This window comes from Streptomyces sp. NPDC051684, assembly GCF_044453445.1.
In the GTDB taxonomy this organism is placed as follows: Bacteria; Actinomycetota; Actinomycetes; order Streptomycetales; family Streptomycetaceae; genus Streptomyces.
Genome location: NZ_JBITCS010000054.1, coordinates 20,492 through 39,433, shown reverse-complemented (window position 1 = coordinate 39,433; position 18,942 = coordinate 20,492). Strand labels below are relative to the sequence as shown.

General features: G+C 71.0%; 24 protein-coding genes. 18 read left to right on the top strand and 6 right to left on the bottom strand.

Annotation, left to right across the window (positions count from 1 at the left end):
• Positions 1-827 (top strand): alpha amylase C-terminal domain-containing protein (locus ACIA8D_RS38355; protein ID WP_399239509.1); only part of this gene is annotated, 827 nt, incomplete at its 5' end.
• Positions 828-1,062: 235 nt separating this feature from the next.
• Here ACIA8D_RS38355 and ACIA8D_RS38350 read toward each other — a convergent pair.
• Positions 1,063-1,815 (bottom strand): hypothetical protein, encoded by a 753-nt coding sequence (locus ACIA8D_RS38350; protein WP_399239507.1) that lies wholly within the window; start codon positions 1,813-1,815, stop codon positions 1,063-1,065.
• 30 nt (positions 1,816-1,845) lie between these two features.
• Here ACIA8D_RS38350 and ACIA8D_RS38345 point away from each other — a divergent pair, with 30 nt between their 5' ends.
• From ACIA8D_RS38345 to ACIA8D_RS38305, 9 genes are all read left to right on the top strand, one after another.
• A complete protein-coding gene (locus tag ACIA8D_RS38345) occupies positions 1,846-2,019 on the top strand; it encodes a hypothetical protein (RefSeq protein ID WP_399239505.1) in 174 nt (57 codons plus the stop codon).
• Between the two features lie 24 nt (positions 2,020-2,043).
• Positions 2,044-2,217, top strand: coding sequence for a hypothetical protein (locus ACIA8D_RS38340; RefSeq protein WP_399239503.1), 174 nt, complete (start codon positions 2,044-2,046; stop codon positions 2,215-2,217).
• A gap of 123 nt (positions 2,218-2,340) precedes the next feature.
• Positions 2,341-2,595: a plasmid mobilization protein gene (locus ACIA8D_RS38335; protein WP_399239502.1), complete on the top strand. Its 255-nt coding sequence runs from the start codon at positions 2,341-2,343 to the stop codon at positions 2,593-2,595.
• Positions 2,592-2,966 carry a fic family toxin-antitoxin system, toxin component gene (locus ACIA8D_RS38330; RefSeq protein WP_399239500.1) on the top strand — a complete coding sequence of 125 codons (375 nt, stop codon included), beginning with the start codon at positions 2,592-2,594 and terminating at the stop codon, positions 2,964-2,966. The genes ACIA8D_RS38335 and ACIA8D_RS38330 overlap by 4 nt, the downstream gene beginning before the upstream one ends.
• Before the next feature lie 277 nt (positions 2,967-3,243).
• On the top strand, positions 3,244-3,438 hold the full coding sequence (locus tag ACIA8D_RS38325) for a hypothetical protein (protein ID WP_399239498.1): 195 nt from the start codon (positions 3,244-3,246) through the stop codon (positions 3,436-3,438).
• A 69-nt stretch (positions 3,439-3,507) separates the two neighbouring features.
• Positions 3,508-4,062, top strand: a complete 555-nt coding sequence (locus ACIA8D_RS38320; protein ID WP_399239496.1) for a MarR family winged helix-turn-helix transcriptional regulator — start codon at positions 3,508-3,510, stop codon at positions 4,060-4,062.
• A gap of 187 nt (positions 4,063-4,249) precedes the next feature.
• Positions 4,250-5,650, top strand: coding sequence for an MFS transporter (locus tag ACIA8D_RS38315; protein WP_399239494.1), 1,401 nt, complete (start codon positions 4,250-4,252; stop codon positions 5,648-5,650).
• Complete coding sequence (locus tag ACIA8D_RS38310) at positions 5,647-6,681, top strand: MBL fold metallo-hydrolase (protein WP_399239492.1); 1,035 nt, start codon at positions 5,647-5,649, stop codon at positions 6,679-6,681. The genes ACIA8D_RS38315 and ACIA8D_RS38310 overlap by 4 nt, the downstream gene beginning before the upstream one ends.
• Positions 6,682-6,722: 41 nt before the next feature.
• Positions 6,723-7,880 (top strand): FAD-dependent monooxygenase, encoded by a 1,158-nt coding sequence (locus tag ACIA8D_RS38305; RefSeq protein WP_399239490.1) that lies wholly within the window; start codon positions 6,723-6,725, stop codon positions 7,878-7,880.
• Positions 7,881-7,940: 60 nt separating this feature from the next.
• On the opposite strand, the gene ACIA8D_RS38300 is transcribed toward ACIA8D_RS38305, so the two are convergent.
• Positions 7,941-8,549 (bottom strand): SDR family oxidoreductase, encoded by a 609-nt coding sequence (locus ACIA8D_RS38300; RefSeq protein WP_399239488.1) that lies wholly within the window; start codon positions 8,547-8,549, stop codon positions 7,941-7,943.
• Positions 8,550-8,678: 129 nt separating this feature from the next.
• Between ACIA8D_RS38300 and ACIA8D_RS38295 the strand changes: the two genes are divergently transcribed.
• Entirely contained in the window at positions 8,679-9,050 is a 372-nt protein-coding gene (locus ACIA8D_RS38295; RefSeq protein WP_399239486.1) for a MerR family transcriptional regulator, read from the top strand.
• 145 nt (positions 9,051-9,195) lie between these two features.
• Positions 9,196-10,860 carry an alpha-L-fucosidase gene (locus ACIA8D_RS38290; RefSeq protein ID WP_399239484.1) on the top strand — a complete coding sequence of 555 codons (1,665 nt, stop codon included), beginning with the start codon at positions 9,196-9,198 and terminating at the stop codon, positions 10,858-10,860.
• A gap of 121 nt (positions 10,861-10,981) precedes the next feature.
• Here ACIA8D_RS38290 and ACIA8D_RS38285 read toward each other — a convergent pair whose 3' ends face one another.
• The gene (locus ACIA8D_RS38285; RefSeq protein WP_399239482.1) at positions 10,982-11,665 is read right to left on the bottom strand and encodes a restriction endonuclease; all 684 of its coding nucleotides are present in this window, start codon (positions 11,663-11,665) and stop codon (positions 10,982-10,984) included.
• 473 nt (positions 11,666-12,138) lie between these two features.
• Positions 12,139-12,537: an SHOCT domain-containing protein gene (locus ACIA8D_RS38280; protein WP_399239480.1), complete on the bottom strand. Its 399-nt coding sequence runs from the start codon at positions 12,535-12,537 to the stop codon at positions 12,139-12,141.
• Positions 12,538-12,711: 174 nt separating this feature from the next.
• Between ACIA8D_RS38280 and ACIA8D_RS38275 the strand changes: the two genes are divergently transcribed.
• Together ACIA8D_RS38275 and ACIA8D_RS38270 are read left to right on the top strand one after the other, a co-directional pair.
• Positions 12,712-13,680, top strand: a complete 969-nt coding sequence (locus ACIA8D_RS38275) for an epimerase (protein WP_399239478.1) — start codon at positions 12,712-12,714, stop codon at positions 13,678-13,680.
• A 41-nt stretch (positions 13,681-13,721) separates the two neighbouring features.
• A complete protein-coding gene (locus ACIA8D_RS38270) occupies positions 13,722-14,027 on the top strand; it encodes a hypothetical protein (protein ID WP_399239476.1) in 306 nt (101 codons plus the stop codon).
• Here ACIA8D_RS38270 and ACIA8D_RS38265 read toward each other — a convergent pair.
• The gene (locus tag ACIA8D_RS38265; RefSeq protein ID WP_399239474.1) at positions 13,993-14,661 is read right to left on the bottom strand and encodes a Type 1 glutamine amidotransferase-like domain-containing protein; all 669 of its coding nucleotides are present in this window, start codon (positions 14,659-14,661) and stop codon (positions 13,993-13,995) included. The two genes, ACIA8D_RS38270 and ACIA8D_RS38265, sit on opposite strands and share 35 nt — an antisense overlap.
• A gap of 445 nt (positions 14,662-15,106) precedes the next feature.
• On the opposite strand from ACIA8D_RS38265, the gene ACIA8D_RS38260 reads away from it, so the two are divergent.
• The 3 genes from ACIA8D_RS38260 to ACIA8D_RS38250 all read left to right on the top strand — a co-directional run bounded on the left by ACIA8D_RS38260 (position 15,107) and on the right by ACIA8D_RS38250 (position 16,739).
• On the top strand, positions 15,107-15,562 hold the full coding sequence (locus ACIA8D_RS38260) for an LAETG motif-containing sortase-dependent surface protein (protein ID WP_399239472.1): 456 nt from the start codon (positions 15,107-15,109) through the stop codon (positions 15,560-15,562).
• 110 nt (positions 15,563-15,672) lie between these two features.
• On the top strand, positions 15,673-16,272 hold the full coding sequence (locus tag ACIA8D_RS38255; protein WP_399239470.1) for an RNA polymerase sigma factor: 600 nt from the start codon (positions 15,673-15,675) through the stop codon (positions 16,270-16,272).
• On the top strand, positions 16,269-16,739 hold the full coding sequence (locus tag ACIA8D_RS38250) for a hypothetical protein (RefSeq protein WP_399239468.1): 471 nt from the start codon (positions 16,269-16,271) through the stop codon (positions 16,737-16,739). The genes ACIA8D_RS38255 and ACIA8D_RS38250 overlap by 4 nt, the downstream gene beginning before the upstream one ends.
• 43 nt (positions 16,740-16,782) lie before the next feature.
• Here ACIA8D_RS38250 and ACIA8D_RS38245 read toward each other — a convergent pair whose 3' ends face one another.
• Positions 16,783-17,685, bottom strand: coding sequence for a helix-turn-helix transcriptional regulator (locus tag ACIA8D_RS38245; protein ID WP_399239466.1), 903 nt, complete (start codon positions 17,683-17,685; stop codon positions 16,783-16,785).
• 248 nt (positions 17,686-17,933) lie between these two features.
• Between ACIA8D_RS38245 and ACIA8D_RS38240 the strand changes: the two genes are divergently transcribed.
• On the top strand, positions 17,934-18,911 hold the full coding sequence (locus tag ACIA8D_RS38240; protein WP_399239464.1) for an aldo/keto reductase: 978 nt from the start codon (positions 17,934-17,936) through the stop codon (positions 18,909-18,911).
• The last annotated feature ends 31 nt before the right edge of the window (positions 18,912-18,942 follow it).

Below are 18,942 nucleotides of genomic sequence, written 5' to 3'. Positions count from 1 at the left end.
ACGGCGTCACCCGCGCCACCCACCACGTCGGCCCCGCCGGCTTCGGCGGCCTCGGCTTCGGCCTGAAATGGAACATGGGCTGGATGCACGACTCGCTCGACTACATGAGCCACGAGCCCGTACACCGCAGGTTCCACCACAACGAGATGACCTTCTCGATGGTGTACGCGTACAGCGAGAACTACGTCCTGCCGATCTCCCACGACGAGGTCGTGCACAGCAAACGCTCACTGGTCTCCAAGATGCCCGGCGACTGGTGGCAACAACGCGCCAACCACCGCGCCTACTTGGCCTTCATGTGGGCCCACCCCGGCAAACAACTCCTCTTCATGGGCCAGGAGTTCGCCCAGGGCGCCGAATGGTCCGAGGCACACGGCTTGGAGTGGCACCTCATCGAAGATGGCGCCGCGGGCAGAGAGGATCATCTGGGAGTGCGACGCCTGATCCGGGACCTCAACCGACGCTACACGGACACCCCCGCGCTCTGGGAGCGGGACTCCGACCCGGCAGGCTTCCGTTGGGTCGTCGCCGACGGCGCGGATGACAACGTCTTCGCATTCCTCCGCCACGCGGCCGACGGCACGCCGCTGCTGTCGGTGTCCAACTTCTCGCCCGTGGTACGGGAGGGCGTCCGGCTCGGTGTCCCGCGGACGGCCTCCGGCGCATGGCAGGAGGTCATCAACACCGATGCGAAGCGATACGGCGGCAGTGGGGTCACCAACGGCGCCCGGCTGACGCAGAGGCCGACGGTCTGCCACGGCCTGCCCGCTTCGCTGGAGGTGTGTCTTCCGCCGCTGTCCACGCTGTGGCTGACGCCGAAGGGCTGATCGGCGATGCCGTGAACGCGAGGGAGCAGTTCAGGCGTTGTCGTCGTATGACGCCGGTCGTGAGAGCCCGGACAAGTTCTTCGCCCGGAGCACGACCGACCTGGAGGCGCGGTGCCTCTGGACCGCCCACGAGATCGAAGACGCGACCGGCGCCACGCCGCGACGATCCGCGCCGACCGCTCCCGGGACCGTTGGACGGCACCTGACGACACCTCCCGGCTACCACCGCACCTGATCAGTCGAACCAGCCCCGGAATCGGGCGTGCGCCGGCCCACAGGCCCCGGCGGCCAGGGCCTTGTCGTATGTCCGCTGATTGGCCGCGTCCAGCTCCTCCGGGGAGGCGTCGAGGGGCACGTAAGCCCCGGAGAAGACGACGCACGACGAAGGATGGACCGGTCGAGCGGCGTACCAGCCGAAGGCGACGGCGACAGCCAAGAGCGACAGAACGATGAGCTTCTGACGAGGCGTGCGGATGAGGCGGTCTGTGCGGCGTTCACCCGCTCCGGCGCGCCCCATGCTTACCTGCGAGTAAGTCCCGTGCCAGAATGGGCGCAGAGCCCCGCGGTGCATCCCCCGTCGCTGCGGGGCTCTCCTGTTCGACGTCGAGAAGCGGCTCCGGCAGGGCGCCCGCAGCCGCCACAGGAATAGGTGGTCAATCGGGCAACGGCCACTCCTGCCCGTGCGGGGTGTGGGGCGCAGGTCGCAGGTCGCCGCCGCAGTGCGGGCACAAGCGGCGGCGCCGGCCTTGCGTCCGGATGTCGACGCCGCAAGCTCGCATGAGCTTGAGCTGCAATGAGATCGTCGAGGGGGAGACAGCGGCCGCGTCGGCAGCTCACGCACGCTCGGCTCGCCGTCGAGCCGGACGAGCAGCTCACGGTACGCGCGCTCGATGCCGACTGTCGGATTGGCGCGAAGGGGGAGGCGCGCGCCGGTGAGCGCGGCCGCGGCGATGATGCAGCCGCGGGCGGTGCGCAGTGCGGGCGTCATCTCAGCTCCGTTCAAGGGTACTTGGTCGGCATGAGGCGATACGGGGTCGTGGCAGGGCCGCTGCTGGGGTTCGTGGTGATGGCGTTGTTCTGGCACTTCATTTCGGACGAGTCGTGGCTGGCGTCGGTGCTTGCGGCCTCGGTGTGGGTGGTGGTGTGGTCGGTGATCTTCTTCTGGTGGGTACGGCGGGTGAACCAGCGGTAGAGGGCGTGTCCTGCCCATCGAGTGGTGAGCGGGATCGCGGACCTGAAGGAGAACCTCGCCGCGACGGTCGCGGTGGGCCGCGCGGTCCAGCCGGAGGAGCTCGCCCCGGAGTACGTGTACCTCGCGTTGGAACCCGATTCCAGCTACACGATCGGCGAGACCATCGCGGTGACGGGCGCGATGACCGACAGCCGTTGAGACGGGGCCGTGAATCGGGCTGCGAGAGCGTCGCTCCATTGAAGACACGGCTGGTGCGGGTTCCGGATCCATGGCTATCGCCGGAGCCCTGTAGCGTGCCGTACGAAGCGCTACAGTCGGAGTATGCCGAAGAAGCAGATCAACATCCGGGTCGACGAATCGGTGTACGTGGGCATCGAGGAGCGGGCGGCCGCCGCGGGTATGGAAGTCAACGAGTACGCCCGCCAGCTCCTCGCTGACGAAGCCAACGACCTGCGCCACCGTTTCCTCGTCGCCGCCGACCACTTCGCCGGGGAGTGGGCCGACCACTTCGACGACCGCTTCGGGGCCGACGGCCACGGTGCCGCCCCTTCCCGCAGGGGCGACCGCGCCGCGTGATCGTTCGCATCGACCGCGCCTGGCTCCTCGACCTGGCTCACCGCAGCGTGCCCGGCGACCCGGAAGTGACCGATTTCGGCAGCCTGCAGGCCGCCGTCGCCCGGCACGCCGACAAGGTGATCGACGTCTACGTCTACGCCGAACCGCACCATCGGGCGGCTGCCCTCATGCACCAGCTGGTGCGCGTGCCCGCACTGGAGGCGCGCAACAAACTATTCGCCGCCGTCGTCGCGGCCTCATATCTGAGCGCGTCAGGACTGTTCGTCACCGTCAGTGCCAAGACGGCTGCCGACCTGACCGAGCGTATCGACAGAGAGGCGCTCGACGTACGCAGTGCCGCTGTAGAAATCCGCGCCTGGACGCGGAACTGAAGCCTTCTGCGGGGTGTGCGATGTCATGCGACCGCCGGCGCGCGGCCGGTGCGGTGTCGAGGGCGGAGGTCACCGTCGCCATCCCCTGGTGGTTGGTCTCCTCGCCGTGGGGCAAGTGCCCGCGCCGCCCGGCGGCCTGACTCCTGGCCGCGGCAGTGGCACCGCCGCGTCCGCGGTAGATGGAATCGCAGGTCGGTCGGCGGTGGTGGCTGCTCTCCCGTCAGGTGCGTGGCTGTCCCTCCGGGCCGATCGTCACCAGCCGTGCGGCGCGGTGAACGTGACGCCTTCTCATCCCGGCGCGCCCGCCGCCGTGGAGGCGATGAACCGCCACTTCGACAACACCGACCGCTACGTGGCCGAGGTCATCGAGCTGACCGTCGACCGAGCGGGGCGCGGTGGTGCGTCGCGTGTGGGACTGCCGGTGGGCGGCGCCCCGGTCCCGCTGCCCACCGGCCGTATCCGCCCGCCGTAGAATGCCCGTTCGCGGCTCGGCCCAACTCTCGGGCGGGCGGGACTCTCGGGCGGGCGGGATGAGGGAGCGATGAGTGAACGCCGGGCGGGGCACCAGGACGCCGTGGCCGCCATGCTGGAGCAGTGGCAACGCGAGTTCCCCGAGGTGGACGCAACCGCGTTGGGGGTGTTCAGCCGACTGCACCGCAGCTTCAACCGGTATCAGGCCCAACTGAACGCGTTCTTCGAGACCTACGACCTCACGGTTCCCGCCTTCGGTGTGCTGGCCGCGCTGCGCCGGGCCGGCTCCCCCTACCGGCGCACCGTCAGTGAACTGGCCGACGCCAACCTCCTGACCAGCGGTGGCATCACCCAGCGGGTCGACAAGCTGGAGGCCGCCGGGCTCGCCCTGCGCGTGCGGGACCCGGACGACCGCAGGATCGTGCACATCCAGCTCACCGACCGGGGGCTCGCACTCGCCGAGGAGATCATCGGCGCGCACTTCGCCCACGAGGCGGACATGCTCGCCGACCTCACGGACCCGGAACGTACCGAACTGGCGGGCCTGTTGGCCCGGCTTGAGTCCTCCCTCGACCGGGCGGCGGCGCGGGGGAGGGGCGATGTGAAGGCGGACGGCGGCGCATAGCGCGCGGCCCGGTCTCGGACCTGGCGTTACGACGCTCGACCTGACGGCACACCACATGTGAAGCGGTCGCAATCTCTTGGCGCGGAGGGGTTGTGGCCGCTTCTTGCGGCCTGCTAGAAACCTTAGCGCTAAAACATTTAGCACTAAGTCATATCCGTCAGGGCCGTCAGGCCCCCAGGAGGGCCGCATGAGTACCAGCCTCACGCCCGACGCCGCGCAGCAGGACATCGCGGCGCGCCTCGAACGCCTGCCGATGTCCCGCTGGCAGGTCATGGTGCGCCTCGCCATCGGCGTGGTCACCTTCTTCGAGGCCTTCGACCAGCTGCTGATCGCCTACACGCTGCCCGTCATCACCAAGGAGTGGGACATCTCCGCGGCGGGCACCACGCTCACCCTCACCATCGGCTCCATCGGCATGCTGCTCGGCGCCTACGTCTCCGGCTGGGCCGCCGACCGGGTCGGCCGGGTCAAGGTCATCTCGGTCTGCGTCGCCCTCACCGCCGCGTGCAGTCTGCTGATGGCGGGCTGCACCTCGCTGCTGCCGTTCCTGGTCCTCCGGTTCGTGCAGGGCTTCGCCATCGGGGGCGAGGTGCCGACCGCCGCCGCGTACATCAGCGAGATCAGCCGGGCGCACCGCCGAGGGCGCTTCGTCCTCTTCTACGAGATCGTCTTCCCGGCCGGACTCGCGGCCGGCGCGCTGCTCGCCGCCTGGGTCATCCCGCACTGGGGCTGGCGCGCGCTCTACCTGTTCGCCGCCGTCCCCGGCCTGGCCGCCGTGCTCCTCCAGCGCCGCATCCCGGAGTCGCCCCGCTGGTTGGCCTCCCGCGGCCGGTACGAGAAGGCGCGGGCGACGATGGACCTCATCGAGGAACGCGTGCGCCGCGCGAGCGGCGCGGAGCTGCCCGAACCGTCCGCCCCGCCCGCTCCCTCCGTGCCGGAGACCGAGCCGTCCGCACAGGTCCCCGTCCGCGGCTCGCTGCGCGACCTGTTCACCGGCCGCTACCGCCGCCGCACGCTGGTCATCTGGACGATCTGGTTCGTCGGCTACCTCGCCAATTACGGCATCACCTCCTGGCTGCCCACGATCTACAAGGGCGTCTACGACATGTCCCTGAGCTCCGCGCTCTGGTACAGCACCATGGCCTCGGTCGCCGGACTCGTCGGCTGCGTACTCGCCGCCCTGCTGGTGGACCGGGTCGGGCGGCGCGGGATCGTCGTGGGCGGCCTCGGCGGGACGACCGCGATGCTCGTCGTCCTGGCCGTGCTCGGCGCCGGAGCACCCTGGCAACTGGCCGTGTGGTCCTCGCTGGCGGCGATGTTCAACTTCGCGGTCAACATCAGCCTCTACCTCTACACCCCCGAGCTCTACCCGACCCGGGCCCGCGCCCTGGGCTGCAGCATGGGCGGCGTCATGAACCGCCTCGGACTGATCGTCGGCCCGCTGCTCGTGGGCCTGGTCTACGGCGGTGGCACGCAGTTGTCGGCGGTCTTCCTCCTGCTCTCCGTCTTCACGTTGGCCGGGGCCGTGGTGGCGGGTCTCTTCGCGGAGGAGACCGCCGGCCGCGCCCTGGAGGAGGTCTCGCCGTGAACGCTCCGATGCCCAACGGGCAGCCTTCCGCGGACCTGTGCACCTGCGGCGGCCCCACCGGCCTCCCGGCCCCCGCCGTCCCGCCCGACGCGGTCCAGGTCACCGGCGACGCCCGGCCGGACGGCCCGACCGCGCTGAGCGTCGTCCTGCTCGGTACCGGCGCGGGCCCCTACCCGGCGCCCGGCCGGCAGGGTGCCTCCACCGCGGTCGTCGTCGGGGACCGTACGTACCTGGTGGACGCCGGTTACGGCGCGCTGCGCAAGTACGCGCAGGCCGGGCTGCGGCTCAGCGACCTGCGCGCGGTCTTCCTCACCCACCTGCACTCCGACCACACCGCCGACCTGTTCAACCTGTTCCTGCTGGGCTGGGGCCCGGCCAACCACGGCGTGAACCAGCCCGTCCACATCGCGGGCCCCGGCCCCGACCGCACCCTGCCCGGCCACCCGCAGCCCGGAACCGAGGGCATGCTCACCCACCTCCTCGCCGCCTTCGGCCAGGACGTCGCCGTCCGCCTGCGCACCAGCACACGCACCCCGCTCGCGGAACTCGTCCGGCCCCACGACCTGGTGTCGCCGCCGGTCGGGCAGGACCTGCTCGTGTACGAGGACGACCGGGTGCGGGTCACCGCCCGCGAGGTCCCACACCCGCCGCTGCACCAGAGCTTCGGTTACCGCTTCGAGACCGAGGAGGGCGTCGTCGCCGTCTCCGGCGACACCGCGTACAGCGACAGCGTCGGCGAACTCGCCGCGGGCGCCGATCTGTTGGTCCACGAGACCATGGAGCCCGACTTCTACCGCGGCCTCGGCTACTCCGACCGCCTCCTCGACTTCCTCACCGCATCGCACACCGCGCCGGCCGATGTCGGCCGGCTGGCGACCGCGGCGGGGGCGCGCCGCGTCGCACTCAGCCACATCGGCCCGCCGGACCCGCGCGAGGTCGGTGACGACGACTGGACCCGCAAGGTGGCCGCCACCTACACCGGACCGGTCGTCGTCGGCCACGACCTGACCCGCCTCGTCCCCCTGCACTGAACCACCCCACCCCTCCCACGAGTTCCACGGAGAACCGCACCATGCACGAGAACAACCAGCACGACCCCACCCACAAGGCACCCACCGTCGGCATCGTGGGCGGCGGCGTCGGCGGGCTCGCCGCCGCGATCGCCCTGCGGCGGGCGGGCCTGGAACCGGTCGTGTTCGAACAGACGGCACACTTCGGCCGCGTCGGCGCCGACATCAACCTCACGCCCAACGCGGTCAAGGCCCTCGACGGCCTGGGCATCGGCGACACACTGCGGCGCACAGCGGCCCGCCCCACCCACCGCCTCAGCCGCGACTGGGACACCGGCGAGGAGACCTCCCGCATCGAGATGGGTGACGAGGCCCGGGCCCGTTACGGATCCCCGCAACTCACCATGCACCGTGCGGACTTGCTCGCCGCCCTGGAGGAGGCGCTGCCGCCCGGCACGGTCCGCTTCGGCAGCCGGCTGACACACACCACCGAGCACGCCGATGGTGTCACCGCGACGTTCGAGGACGGCACCCGGGCGGACGTCGACATCCTGGTCGGCGCCGACGGCATCCACTCCGTCGTACGCACCGACCTGTTCGGCCCGGAGACACCCCGGTTCACCGGCCTCGTCGCCTACCGTGCCGTGGTCCCCGCCGGGCGCCTCGACGTCCCCGGCATGGACGCCTTCACCAAGTGGTGGGGACCCGACCCGGCCACCCAGCTGGTCACCTTCCCCCTCAGCCGGGGCCGGGACCTCTTCGTCTTCGCGACCACGGCCCAGGAGAGCTGGCAGCACGAATCCTGGACCACCCCGGGCGACGCCGCCGAACTCCGCTCCCACTACCGGGACTTCCACCCCGAGGCGCGCGCCGTACTCGACGCCTGCGACGAGGTCCTCAAGTCCGCCCTGTACGTCCGTGACCCCCTGCCCGCGTGGTCGTCGGCCCGCTGCACCCTGCTCGGCGACGCCTGCCACCCGATGACACCCTTCATGGCCCAGGGCGCCGCCATGGCCATCGAGGACGCCGTCGTCCTCGCCCGCGCGCTGGCCACCGCGGACCCCCGCTGCCCGGAGGGGGCCCTGAAGTCGTACGAGACCACCCGCCAGGACCGCACCGCCCGCGTCCAACTCGGCTCCCGCGGCAACGACTGGCTGCGCACCTCGGGCAACGGGGACTGGGTGTACGCGTACGACGCGTGGACGGTGGCTCTGGGCTGAGGGCGGCGGACCGGGCCGGTCAGGCCGTGTCTCCGGTGTCCGCGAGGCGTGTGCTCCCCGTCATGAAGGCCGCCAGGTCGCTCGCGCAGAACAGCCCGATGCGGACGACGTCGCCCGGGACGCCGAGAACACCTCGTCCCAGGTCTCTGCGTGGGTAGCTCCAGGGCGGGAGTGGCGGGGAAGATTGCCGCGTTTTTGACCCAGATGTCCAGCCCGCCCCCACTCGCGTATCATGCGCTCGGCGCCGGCGGGCACGTTGTCCGCGTCGGTGACGTCCAGCTGCAGGGGCAGTGCCTTGCCCGGCAGCTTCTGTGCGGCCTTCACGGCGAGTTGCTCGTCGACGTCCGTGACCGCCACGTCCGCGCCCGCTTCGGACTGGCGCTCGGCGACGACCAGGCCACGGGCGGAGGCGGAATCGAGCAGCGGCCAGATCAGGAAGACCGCGTCGATGCCGACGAGCGCCTCGCGCACGGTGCCGGGGTCGGCGAGGTTGCCGAGGGCCCATTCGGCTCCCGGATGCCGGTCGGTCCGAGCGCGCGCGAGGCATCGTACGCGCGCGCCGTGGGCCCGGAGGTGGTCGGCGACCTCCCGGCCGAGGTTGCCGGTCGCGCCGGTGACCAGGATCGACGGACGGGGCGGAAAGCCGGTGGGGGCGGTGGTGTCAGGCATGCCCGGGACGCTAGGGCTTGTCGTTTGGATCAGGCCGGATCAGGGTGCGTGCCAGGCCCCGCGAGCCCGGCCTGATCCAAACGACAGGCCCTAGGGGTTCAGGTCGACATGAAGGCAAGGGGACGTGCGGTGAAGGCGATCGGGGAAGTGGCCGCGGAGCTCGGCATCGAGGCTCACGTGCTGCGGCACTGGGAACACGTCGGAGCCCTCAGCGTGCGCCGTGACGGCCACGGCTACCGCGTCTATGACGACAGGGCGCTGGAGCAGGCGCGTACGGTACTGAAGCTGCGCCGCGTCGGGCTCTCGTTGCCCGAGGTCACCGCCGCCATGTCGCCGACGAAAGCGGCGGCGCAGGCCGTCGTGAAGGCGAAGATCTCGGCGCTCGAGGAGGAGGTCGCGCACAGGCGGCGAGCCATCACCTTTCTGCAGCACGCCGTTGAGTGCCGGCATCGATACCTCGACGAGTGTCCTGACTGTGCGACCTTCGTCCGTGAAGCCTGAGCCGGAAGCAAGAGGGCCGCCGGGCTGCATGGAGGGGCGTGGGATCACTCCCGTCACAGCTCTTACCGAAAACTCGTTACTGCGTCATGATCCACAGAAGCGCAGCGAAGAGAAATCCGAGCAAATGTGCCTGTAGGAGTGATTGATGACGTCTCGTCGCCAGATCCTCGGTGTCCTGGGAGTCGCCCCCGCGATCGCCGCCCTCGGCAGCGCCGGCGCGTACGCCGCCGCCACTGCCGCGCCGACGGGGGAGCCGGCCGGCAGCGGGGCCCGTGTCCGCCCCGCCTCGATCATTCCGGTCGCCGGGGGCGACACCCCGGAGCAGATCATCGCCAAGGCCGTGAACGTCGTACCCAGAAAAGGGCAGTTGGCGTGGCAGCGGCGGGAGATCACGGCGTTCACGCACTTCGGGATGAACACCTTCACCGACCGCGAGTGGGGGTCGGGCGCCGAGGACCCGGCGACGTTCGCGACGACCGCGGTCGATGCCGACCAGTGGATCCGCACGTACAAGACCATGGGCGCCGAGCTTGCGATGATCACCGCCAAGCATCACGACGGATTCACCCTGTTCCCCAGCCGGTACACACCCCATTCGATCCTCAAGAGCCCCGGGCAGCCGAATGTCGTCCGCAAGTACGTCGATGCGGCCCGCGCCCATGGGCTGCGCGTAGGGATCTATCTCTCGCCCTCCGACGGCGGCGAACTGCCGCACGCCTGGCACGCCGAGTGGATCGAGTCGCTGCGCAAGAAGCAGGCCGGGGGCGGGAAGCTGACCTCGGTGGAGCAGACCGCCGTCGACGACGGTGACCGCGCGCCCGGCGGCCTCGGCCGGTTCGGCAACGGCAGCGCCGTCAAGGAACACACCATTCCGACCCTCATGGAGGGCGACGACCGGGCGGACGCCGTACGGTCGGGGAAGCTGCCCACGTTCACCGTGCACGTCAACGACTACGACGCGTACTACCTGAACCTGGTCTACGAACTGTTCACCGAATACGGGCCGTTGGACGAATTCTGGCTGGACGGCGCCAATCCGTGGGCCGACGCCGGGATCATCCAGGAGTACCGCTTCGAGGAGTGGTTCCGGGTGATCGGGGCGCTGTCGCCGGACACCGTGGTCTTCGGCGGCCCGGCCGGTGCGCGCTGGGTCGGCAACGAGGACGGGATCGCCCGCGAGACCGAGTGGAGCGTGGTGCCGACGACCGCCGACCCGCGGACGTATCACAACGAATGGCTGCTGCCGCACGGCGCGAGCGTCGACGACATCGGCTCCCGGGCCCGGCTCACGGAGTCCGGCGTGACCCATCTGTCCTGGTTCCCGGCGGAGGCCGATGTCTCCAACCGGCCCGGCTGGTTCCACCACGCGAACCAGAAGCCCAAGACGGCGGCCCAGCTCTTCGACCTGTACGAGAAGAGCGTCGGGCGCAACGCGTCCCTGCTGCTCAACGTGCCGCCCTCCAAGGCGGGGACGATCGACGCCGCGGACGTCGCCGAGCTGACGGCCTTCGGACAACGGGTCCGGAAGGTCTACGGCGGTCCGGTGGCGAGGAACGCCGACGGAACGACCACCTTCGACCGGGTCGTCGTCCGGGAGGACATCGAGCACGGGCAACGGGTGGAGAAGTTCGCCGTGGAGGCGGAGGTGGGCGGGACGTGGCGCCGGATCGCCACCGGCACCACCATCGGCCATCAACGGATCCTCCCGCTGGACGCGCCCGTGACCGCGACCCGAGTACGCATCAAGGTGCTCGCCGCTCGCGCGGAACCTCGCCTCGGCCGGACGACGCTGCATCGGGTGGCCGACTGAACCAGGTGCGCGACGGCGATCCGGAGCGGCGGCCCTGAGACGGAGACGTGCCCCGCCACCCGGCCGACACCCGGCCGGGCCTCGGGCCACGGGCGGACCGTGTGGTTCTCGGCGTGGCCGCTCACGCGCCCCGGCGCGGCGGAGGGACCTTCGGCAGCAGGTCCCACAAGGGGCGTGAGCCGGCCGCCCAGGTCGCCAACATCGAGCGGTCCGCCAGGTGCATGTGCAGCTGCCGGGCCAGTGGCGCGCAACGCGTGGAGAAGCGGCCGTTCGTGACGACGAGGACCACGTCCGCGCCGTACAGCTGGCGGGCCGTCCCGTTGACCCGCTGCAGATCCGGCGTGCCCACCGCCGAGCCCGCGGAGCCGCCGCGGCGGTGCTTGCACTGGATCACCCACTTGCGGCCCAGGGGATCGGTGGCGAGGACGTCCGCGCCGTTGTCCCCGGCGCCACCTATCTGCTTCGTGTCCGTGCACCCGTCCCGGCGCATCAAGTCCCGTATCGCGTACTCGAATTCACGGTGGTGCAGCCCGTCCAACTGGGGCAGCCCGTAGCGCAGCCCCTGCCGCCGCGCCTGTTCCCACAGCGCCTGCTGCCGACGCCGATACAGCAGACCCGCGCCCGCGAGTACGCCCACTACGGCGAGCACGACCAGCAGCCACCAGTGCACGAGCAGCCAGTTGACGACTGCGACGAAGACCGCCACCGCCACGGCCGCACCCGCGAGCTGCGCCTGCCGACGCTGCTGCCGCTTGGTGGGCCGCCGCCTCGGCCTCGACCGCCGAACCGGCGGGCGCCGGCTCACCGCTCACCTCCATCGGACGAGAGCCGGAGACCGTCGGCCGCGGCTTCTTCGACTCCTCCCATCCGGGAAAGCGCACCGGGTAAACCGCCGTCGGCTCCGGCTCCGGCTCCGGCTCCGGCTTCGGCCGCGGCTGCTGCCCAACCCCTGCCCCCGACTTCGACGCCGTGCCCGCGCCGCCGTACGGCCTGACCCAAGGCATTTCGGCCTCCCCCTGATACAGCTCCCCGCCGAACCACCCATGCTCGCAGCCACCACTGACAAAGGATGAGGAAACCTGCTGCGCGGTGATCACGTAAGCGGGGGAACAAGCCACCTCGGGGCAGGGAGGGCTGCACGCAGGGCGCCTTCACCGCGGCCGATAGCGGCCCGCGAAAACAGCGATTCCGGCAGGTCTTACCGGCCGTTCCTCTTTCCGTCTTCCTGGCGGTGTTCCTTTTCTGGGGTGAGAGCGGGTGGGGCCAGGTGAGGCTAGGTCAGGCCAGAAGTTTCGTCTTGGCCCGGTCGAATTCCTCGTCGGTCAGCGCACCGGACCGGTGCAGGTCGGCGAGGCGTGAGAGCTCGTCGGTGCGGGAGGGCTGTTCTGCTCCCTCCGCGGCTGTTTTGCGAATGTAGTCCTGAAAGGCGGACTGCGCCTCCTGGGCCCGCCGCGCGTCGCGCCGACCCATCCCGCTGCCCCGCACGATGACGTAGACGAATACACCGACGAAAGGCAGCACGATGCAGAAGATCATCCACCCTGCCTTGCCCCAGCCGCTCAGTTCGTCGTCGCGGAAGATGTCCGAGACGACCCGGAAGAGCAGGAAGAACCACATGACCCAGAGGAAGAAGAACAGCATCGTCAGGAACAGGTCAAGAAGCGGATAGTCGTCCACGGCTTCTCTCTTTCCGGGCGGCCCGAATGATGTTGTTGAAGTATCACTCGACTGAACGTTCCGCGCATGGCGAGCCGTTCAAGCGGTCTGGTGACACGGGTCCGAATCGGGTCGGGCCGGGTCGGGTCGTACGCTGGTTCTGCTGTGTGATGCCACGCGTCAGGGGAGGCGCCCGTGAAGATCGTGCTGCCCGGTGGGACGGGGCAGGTGGGCGGTGTGCTGCGGCGGGCGCTGACCGCTGCGGGGCACGAGGTGGTCGTGCTGACCAGGCGTCCCGTGCGGGACGGCGAAGTCGAGTGGGACGGTCGGACGCTCGGCCCCTGGGCGGAGGCGGTCGACGGCAGTGACGTCGTGATCAGCCTGGCGGGGCGCAGCGTCAGTTGCCGCTACACCGATGACAACCTGCGCGCCATGATGGACTCCCGCGTGGACTCCGCACGTGTCGTGGGCCAAGCGATCGCCGCCGCCCGCAGGCCGCCCCGCGTCTGGCTGCAGATGAGCACCGCCACTATCTACGCGCACCGTTTCGATGCGCCGAACGACGAGGCGACGGGCGTGATCGGCGGGGCCGAGCCCGGCGTTCCCGGGTACTGGGCGTACAGCGTCGAGATCGCGAAGAACTGGGAGCGGGAGCAGGAGCGGGCCGAGACCCCGTACACGCGCAAGGTGGCTCTGCGGTCGGCGATGGTGATGAGTCCCGACCGTGGTGGTGTCTTCGACTATCTGTCGTGGATGGCGCGGCTCGGGTTGGGTGGGCCGGTTGCCGGAGGCACGCAGTACGTGTCATGGATTCATGGTGGTGACTTCGTCCGTGCGGTGGAGTTCCTGATCGGCCGTGACGATGTCGGTGGGGCGGTCAATCTCGCGGCTCCGGGGCCGCTGCCGCAGCGGGAGTTCATGCGCAGCCTGCGCGCTGCCTGGGGCATGCCGGTCGGGCTGCCCGCGACACGATGGATGGCCGAGATCGGCGCCTTCGCTCTGCGTTCCGACACCGAACTCCTCCTGAAGAGCCGACGGGTGGTGCCCGGGCGGCTGGAGGAGGCCGGGTTCACCTTCGAGCACGGTTCTTGGCCGCAGGCGGCGGCCGACCTCGTGGGGCGGACGCGTCGCGAGCGGTCCCGGCGACCAGGCGTACGTGTCTGACTGAGGCCGAGTCCGAGCTGGGTTGTGTCCTGGGGCGAGACATGCCGGGCGGTTGGACCCTCGCCTTCGAAGGTGACAGCGGGATCGGCTTCGATGCCGGTGTCCTGTCCGCCCTCGCCGCCCGCGGCCGCACCGCCTTCAGTGCCTGTCGCGACCCCGACATGAAGACGGGCACCATCGCCCACGACGGTGCCGTCCTGGGCAGCATCGAGCTGTCCGGCGGCTACTTCGACGGCCCGTCGGGCAGCGTGGACACCGCCCACCCGGTCATCGCCTCACCGAAGCCGACTTCGAGGGGCCGTGGACCGGGGGTCACGGATGGAGCCGCCACTTGCCTTCCGAAATGACGTCCACCTCACCGTCCCTGACGCGGACGGCCGTCTCGTCGTCGATGAAGTAGATGGGGAAGTCCGCCCGTGCGGCGATGCGTTCGGCCCAGGCGTCGTCCCGCTCGGGGAAGTCCGGTGAGTTCAGGTGGGGCTTGAGGTACCAGTCGAAGAGGCCGAACGGCGGCTGCACGTCCGTCGCGCCGAGCACGTGGAGGTCCGCGGTGTCCCCGATGACGTCAGCGGAGTGTCCGGTGAGGTGACGGCTGAAGATCATCGACCCGGCGCTGAACCCCACGCAGACCCGGCTCCGCAGCGCCTCCAAGAAGCCGTCGGCCAGGTCGTTGCCGGTGATGCTGCGCGCGAGGTGGTAGTGGTTGCCGCCCGCGACGTAGATGACGTCCGCGTGGAGGAGCCGGTCGAGCACCAGTTGGCGGGGCAGGCCGTTCAGTTCCAGGATGTCGAATTCCTGCCAGCCGAGGGCGTACAGCCGGTTCATGTCCGCGACGGACCACCCGTGGTCTCCGGGCTCGGCGACGGACGCCGTGGGAACATACACGACGTTCGCCGCTCCGAACGGCTTGCCCAGCATGTCCCGCAGCGCGTCCCGCTGCGTCTCGTTGCGCACCCCGGCTGCCGTCAACAGAAAGTTCATCCGGTGAGCCAAGCACGGCACATGGGCTCGCGCAAAGATTCCGGAACCACTCAGGAACTGCTCACCTGCGGCGCAGTCGGGCGAGCCACGAGCGGGCCTGCGCCTGCCTGCGGGGGTCCGACGCCGTGCGGCGCGCGGTCGCAATCGCTTGCCTGCCCTGCGGGCTGCGGCTGTACCGTTTGATCCGGTCGAGAATGCCGGCCATGACTCCTCCACGTGTCTGTCGTTCGACAAGGGTCGCGACACCGCGTCCTCGCTCTCTCCACGGCTACCCGGGAAGCGGGCCGGAACACGAGGACGGGAACGCGAAGGTGGAAGGGGCGCCCCCTCACGGACGACCGCGAGGAAATTCTTGCTCGGCCGCGGCAACCTGACGCCCACTCGCACGTCGTGTGGGGGTGAAGGGTGCCGTCCGGCGTCCTCTCCCCGACCGTGGAGTACTTCCGTGAACCACCTTGTTCCCGCTGTGCGCAGTGCCGTCGTGGCCACCGGCCTGCTGGCCGCTCTGGCCGCGGTTCCCGTCGCCCACGCCACTTCGGTGCCGCGGCCGACGAGCCCTTCGGCCGCCGGCACCGAGGCGCCGAGCCCGGCGCCCTCGGCGTCCGCCACCAGCGTCCCGACGCCGACCGCGAGCACCCCGCCATCGGCCGCGCCGGCCGCCCCTGGCAGCAGGGGAGACGCGGCCTCCTCGGAGGCACCGAGCGCCGCCCCCACCGAGTCCGGTACACCCACGCCCGTCCCCACCAAGCCCGGCACACCCGCACCCGCCCCGGCCGACGACGAGCTCGCCCATACTGGGGCCTCGAACACGACCACCACCGTCCTGGGCGCCGGGGCCGCCGCACTCGTCGCCGGAGGCGCGGGAACCCTCTTCGCCGTACGCCGCCGCTCGCACCGCTGACACCAGCACACCCGAGGAACCCCGTGCACACCCCCGCAGCTCACGAACTCGCCCCGCCACCACGGCCGTTCGCCCTCCCGTGCGGTCGCGTACGCCCACGGTGGCGGGAGGTGCTGCGTGGGCTGCTGCGACGCGACTGGTCCACTCTCGAAGGGCCACCCGGCCCGGCCACCGACGCGCCGGGCCGGGCCGCGACCTCGTACACACCGACGCACCTCGACCGACCACCCACCATCGGCGAGCTCTACCACGCCCACCGGCTGCGCATGGTGCGCCTCGCGGTGCTGCTCGTGGACGACTTGGCCACGGCCGAGGACGTCGTGCAGGACGCGTTCACCGCGCTCTACCGGCGCCATGGCGAACACATCACGGAGGTGGACAACGCCCTCGGCTATCTGCGCACCGCCGTCGTCAACACCGCACGCTCGGTGCTGCGTCGGCGCCGCACGGCCCGAGCGTGGACGCCGCCACCGGCCGGCGAAGCCCCGTCAGCGGAGGACTTCGTCGTCCTCGACGAGGCACACCGCGAAGTCCTCGCCGCGCTCTCCCGGCTCACGCCGCGCCGCCGAGAAGTCCTGGTCCTGCGGTACTGGGCCGACCTCAGCGAGGCCGAGATAGCCGCCACCCTCGGCATCAGCAAAGGCGCGGTGAAGTCGAACGCCAGCCGCGCCCTTGACGCACTGGAAAAGATCCTGGAGGGCCGGATATGACTCCCCGCACGCCACCCGTCCACCCGGCCGACCAGGCCGAACGGCCGGTGGAGCAACGGTTGCGCGAGGCGCTCGCCGTGCGCGCCGACAGCGTCACCGTACGGGCCCTGCGCCCGGCCCGGCCGCCAGGCCCGCAGCTGCGCCGCCTGCCTCGGCTCCGCGACATCCGCCGCCGCTTCGCCCTCCCCGTCGCCGGACTCGCCACCGCCGCGGCCCTTGCCGTCGGCTACGTCGCTCTGTCCCCGGACCCGGACCAGGGCCCGAGCCGCACCCCCGTGCCACCCGCCGCACCCTCGTCCTCGCCCGCCCCCGACCGCAGCCAGACACCCAGCCCCGCACCGTCGACACCTTCCGGCACGGCGGTCCCCACCCCGGCAACGCCCTCGCCTTCGTCCCCGCCCACTTCGTCCCCGCCGACCGAGCCGGCGGGGGAGCGTCCCTCGGCCGGGGCGAGCTCCCCCGGGTGAGCCCGAGGGCAAGCCTTGGAGGAGTGACGTCTCGCGGTGCGGTTCAGCTGCCCGGCGCGTGCCGCGTCGCGGTGGTTCCGTGGGCGGGGCGTGGGGAGGTCATGTCGAGGAGGAGCAGGGCGTCGTGGTCGGGGGTGCCGGGTTCGGCGGTGTAGACGCCGATGCGCTGGCCGGGGGTGCCTTCGACGTGCAGGGACTGGGACGTGAGGGTGAGGAGGCCGACCTGCGGGTGCTGAAAGGTCTTGTGGGCGGGTTTGCGTCCGGTGACTTCGTAGCGTTCCCACAGCCCGGCGAAGTCGGGGCTCTTGAGGAGGAGTTCGCCGACGAGGTTGGTGAGGTCGGGCGCGTCGGGTGCGGTGCCGGCGACGGCGCGCAGGCGGGCGACGCAGGCGGTGATCTGCCGGTCCCAGTCGGGGAACAGGTCGTGGGCGGCCGGGTGGAGGAACAGGTAGCGGGCGAGGTTGCGGTGCTTGGCGGGCCAGTCGTCCAGGCCCGCGTACAGGGCGAGCCCGCCGGGGTTCGAGGCGAGCATGTCCATGCTGCGGCTGATGACGTACGCCGGGTTGGGGCGCAGTGACTCGAGCAGCAGCTTGAGGTGGGGGCGCACGGTCCGGCTGGGCGCGGGTGGGGGTTCGCCGACGTAGCGGGCGGCGCGGGCGGCGAGTTCCCGCAGGTGCTGGTGTTCCTGGTCGTCCATGCGCAGCGCGCGGGCGAGGGAGTCGAGCACGGCGGGGCTGGGGCGGGTCTCCTTGCCGCGCTCGAGCCGGACGTAGTAGTCGATGCTGATGCCGGCGAGGGTGGCCAGCTCCTCGCGGCGCAGCCCCGGGGTGCGGCGTACTCCGGCGCCGGGAGTGAGGCCGACGTGTTCGGGGCTGGTCTGGGTGCGGCGGGCGCGCAGGTAGCGGCCCAGCTCGGCGCCCTCGCTGTGCGCGCTCTGGGATGCCATGACCCCAGTCTCACGCGCCTCGGACCTGCCGCGCAGCCGGGAGGGGGCCCTGTCATTACCCCCGAAGAGCCCGCCCTGCCACGCCGCCGCAATCCGGGCGAAGGTGAAGGGACAAGACGCCGACATCCTGAGCATCCGCCGGACGGACCGGCGCAGGTCCTGGTACTGGTACGACCGCCTGTTGACCCGGGTCCGGATCCGGACGACGACGAGGATGTCTGGCGACGCCACGACGCGAAGAGGACGAGATGCGCTACATCAAGCTGCGTGACCTGGAGGTTTCCCGGATCGGGCTGGGCGCCATGGGCATGTCCCACGGCTACACCGGCTCCGGCACCGACGACGCGGAGTCGATCAGGACCGTGCACCGGGCGGTGGAGCTGGGCGTCACGCTCATCGACACCGCCGAGATCTACGGCCCCTACACCAACGAGGAACTGCTCGGGCGCGCGCTGAAGGGCCGCCGGGACCGCGTGGTGCTGGCCACGAAGTTCGGCCTGGTCTCCCACGGCGGCGACGGCGCCTGGAACCTGGACTCAGGCCCCGCCAACATCCGCACCGCGGTCGAGGGCTCCCTGAAGCGGCTGGGCACGGACCACATCGACCTGTACTACCAGCACCGGGTCGACCCGAACACGCCGATCGAGGAGACCGCGGGCGCCGTGCGTGAGCTGATCGCCGAGGGCAAGGTGCGCGCCTTCGGGCTCTCCGAGGCCGGTCCGGACACGATCCGCCGCGCCCACGCCGTGCAGCCGGTCACCGCGGTCCAGTCCGAGTACTCCCTGTTCACCCGCGGTATCGAGGAGCGCGTCCTGCCGGTGTTGCGGGAGCTGAACATCGGCCTGGTGCCGTTCTCCCCGCTCGGCCGCGGCGTGCTGACCGGCACCGTGCGCTCCACCGACCAGTTCGACGAGAACGACTTCCGCCGCGGCAACCCACGCTTCACCGGCGAGAACTTCCGGCGCAATCTGGCGCTCGCCGACGAGGTCAAGGCGCTGTCCGACGAGGCCGGTGCCACGCCCGGACAGGTGGCGCTGGCCTGGCTGCTGGCCCAGGGTGACGACATCGCCCCGATCCCCGGCACCAAGCGCGTGGCCCGGGTCGAGGAGAACACCGCCGCCGACGCCGTCACGCTGACGGCCGCGCAGCTGGCAAGGCTGTCCAGCCTTCCGCCCGCCGCGGGCGCCACCCACACCGAGGCCCAGGCCCGGATGCTGGAGCGCTGACACCCGGTCGGACCCCCAGCCCGCCCCTGTT

Excerpts from the sequence above, each read along its gene's own strand:
- ACIA8D_RS38245 (WP_399239466.1), bottom strand. The coding sequence starts at position 17,685 with ATGGCATCCCAGAGCGCGCACAGCGAGGGCGCCGAGCTGGGCCGCTAC.
- ACIA8D_RS38240 (WP_399239464.1), top strand. The coding sequence starts at position 17,934 with ATGCGCTACATCAAGCTGCGTGACCTGGAGGTTTCCCGGATCGGGCTG.
- ACIA8D_RS38345 (WP_399239505.1), top strand. The coding sequence starts at position 1,846 with ATGAGGCGATACGGGGTCGTGGCAGGGCCGCTGCTGGGGTTCGTGGTG.
- ACIA8D_RS38315 (WP_399239494.1), top strand. The coding sequence starts at position 4,250 with ATGAGTACCAGCCTCACGCCCGACGCCGCGCAGCAGGACATCGCGGCG.
- ACIA8D_RS38300 (WP_399239488.1), bottom strand. The coding sequence starts at position 8,549 with ATGCCTGACACCACCGCCCCCACCGGCTTTCCGCCCCGTCCGTCGATC.
- ACIA8D_RS38265 (WP_399239474.1), bottom strand. The coding sequence starts at position 14,661 with ATGAACTTTCTGTTGACGGCAGCCGGGGTGCGCAACGAGACGCAGCGG.
- ACIA8D_RS38250 (WP_399239468.1), top strand. The coding sequence starts at position 16,269 with ATGACTCCCCGCACGCCACCCGTCCACCCGGCCGACCAGGCCGAACGG.
- ACIA8D_RS38335 (WP_399239502.1), top strand. The coding sequence starts at position 2,341 with ATGCCGAAGAAGCAGATCAACATCCGGGTCGACGAATCGGTGTACGTG.
- ACIA8D_RS38320 (WP_399239496.1), top strand. The coding sequence starts at position 3,508 with ATGAGTGAACGCCGGGCGGGGCACCAGGACGCCGTGGCCGCCATGCTG.
- ACIA8D_RS38270 (WP_399239476.1), top strand. The coding sequence starts at position 13,722 with ATGCCGGGCGGTTGGACCCTCGCCTTCGAAGGTGACAGCGGGATCGGC.
- ACIA8D_RS38290 (WP_399239484.1), top strand. The coding sequence starts at position 9,196 with ATGACGTCTCGTCGCCAGATCCTCGGTGTCCTGGGAGTCGCCCCCGCG.
- ACIA8D_RS38350 (WP_399239507.1), bottom strand. The coding sequence starts at position 1,815 with ATGACGCCCGCACTGCGCACCGCCCGCGGCTGCATCATCGCCGCGGCC.
- ACIA8D_RS38305 (WP_399239490.1), top strand. The coding sequence starts at position 6,723 with ATGCACGAGAACAACCAGCACGACCCCACCCACAAGGCACCCACCGTC.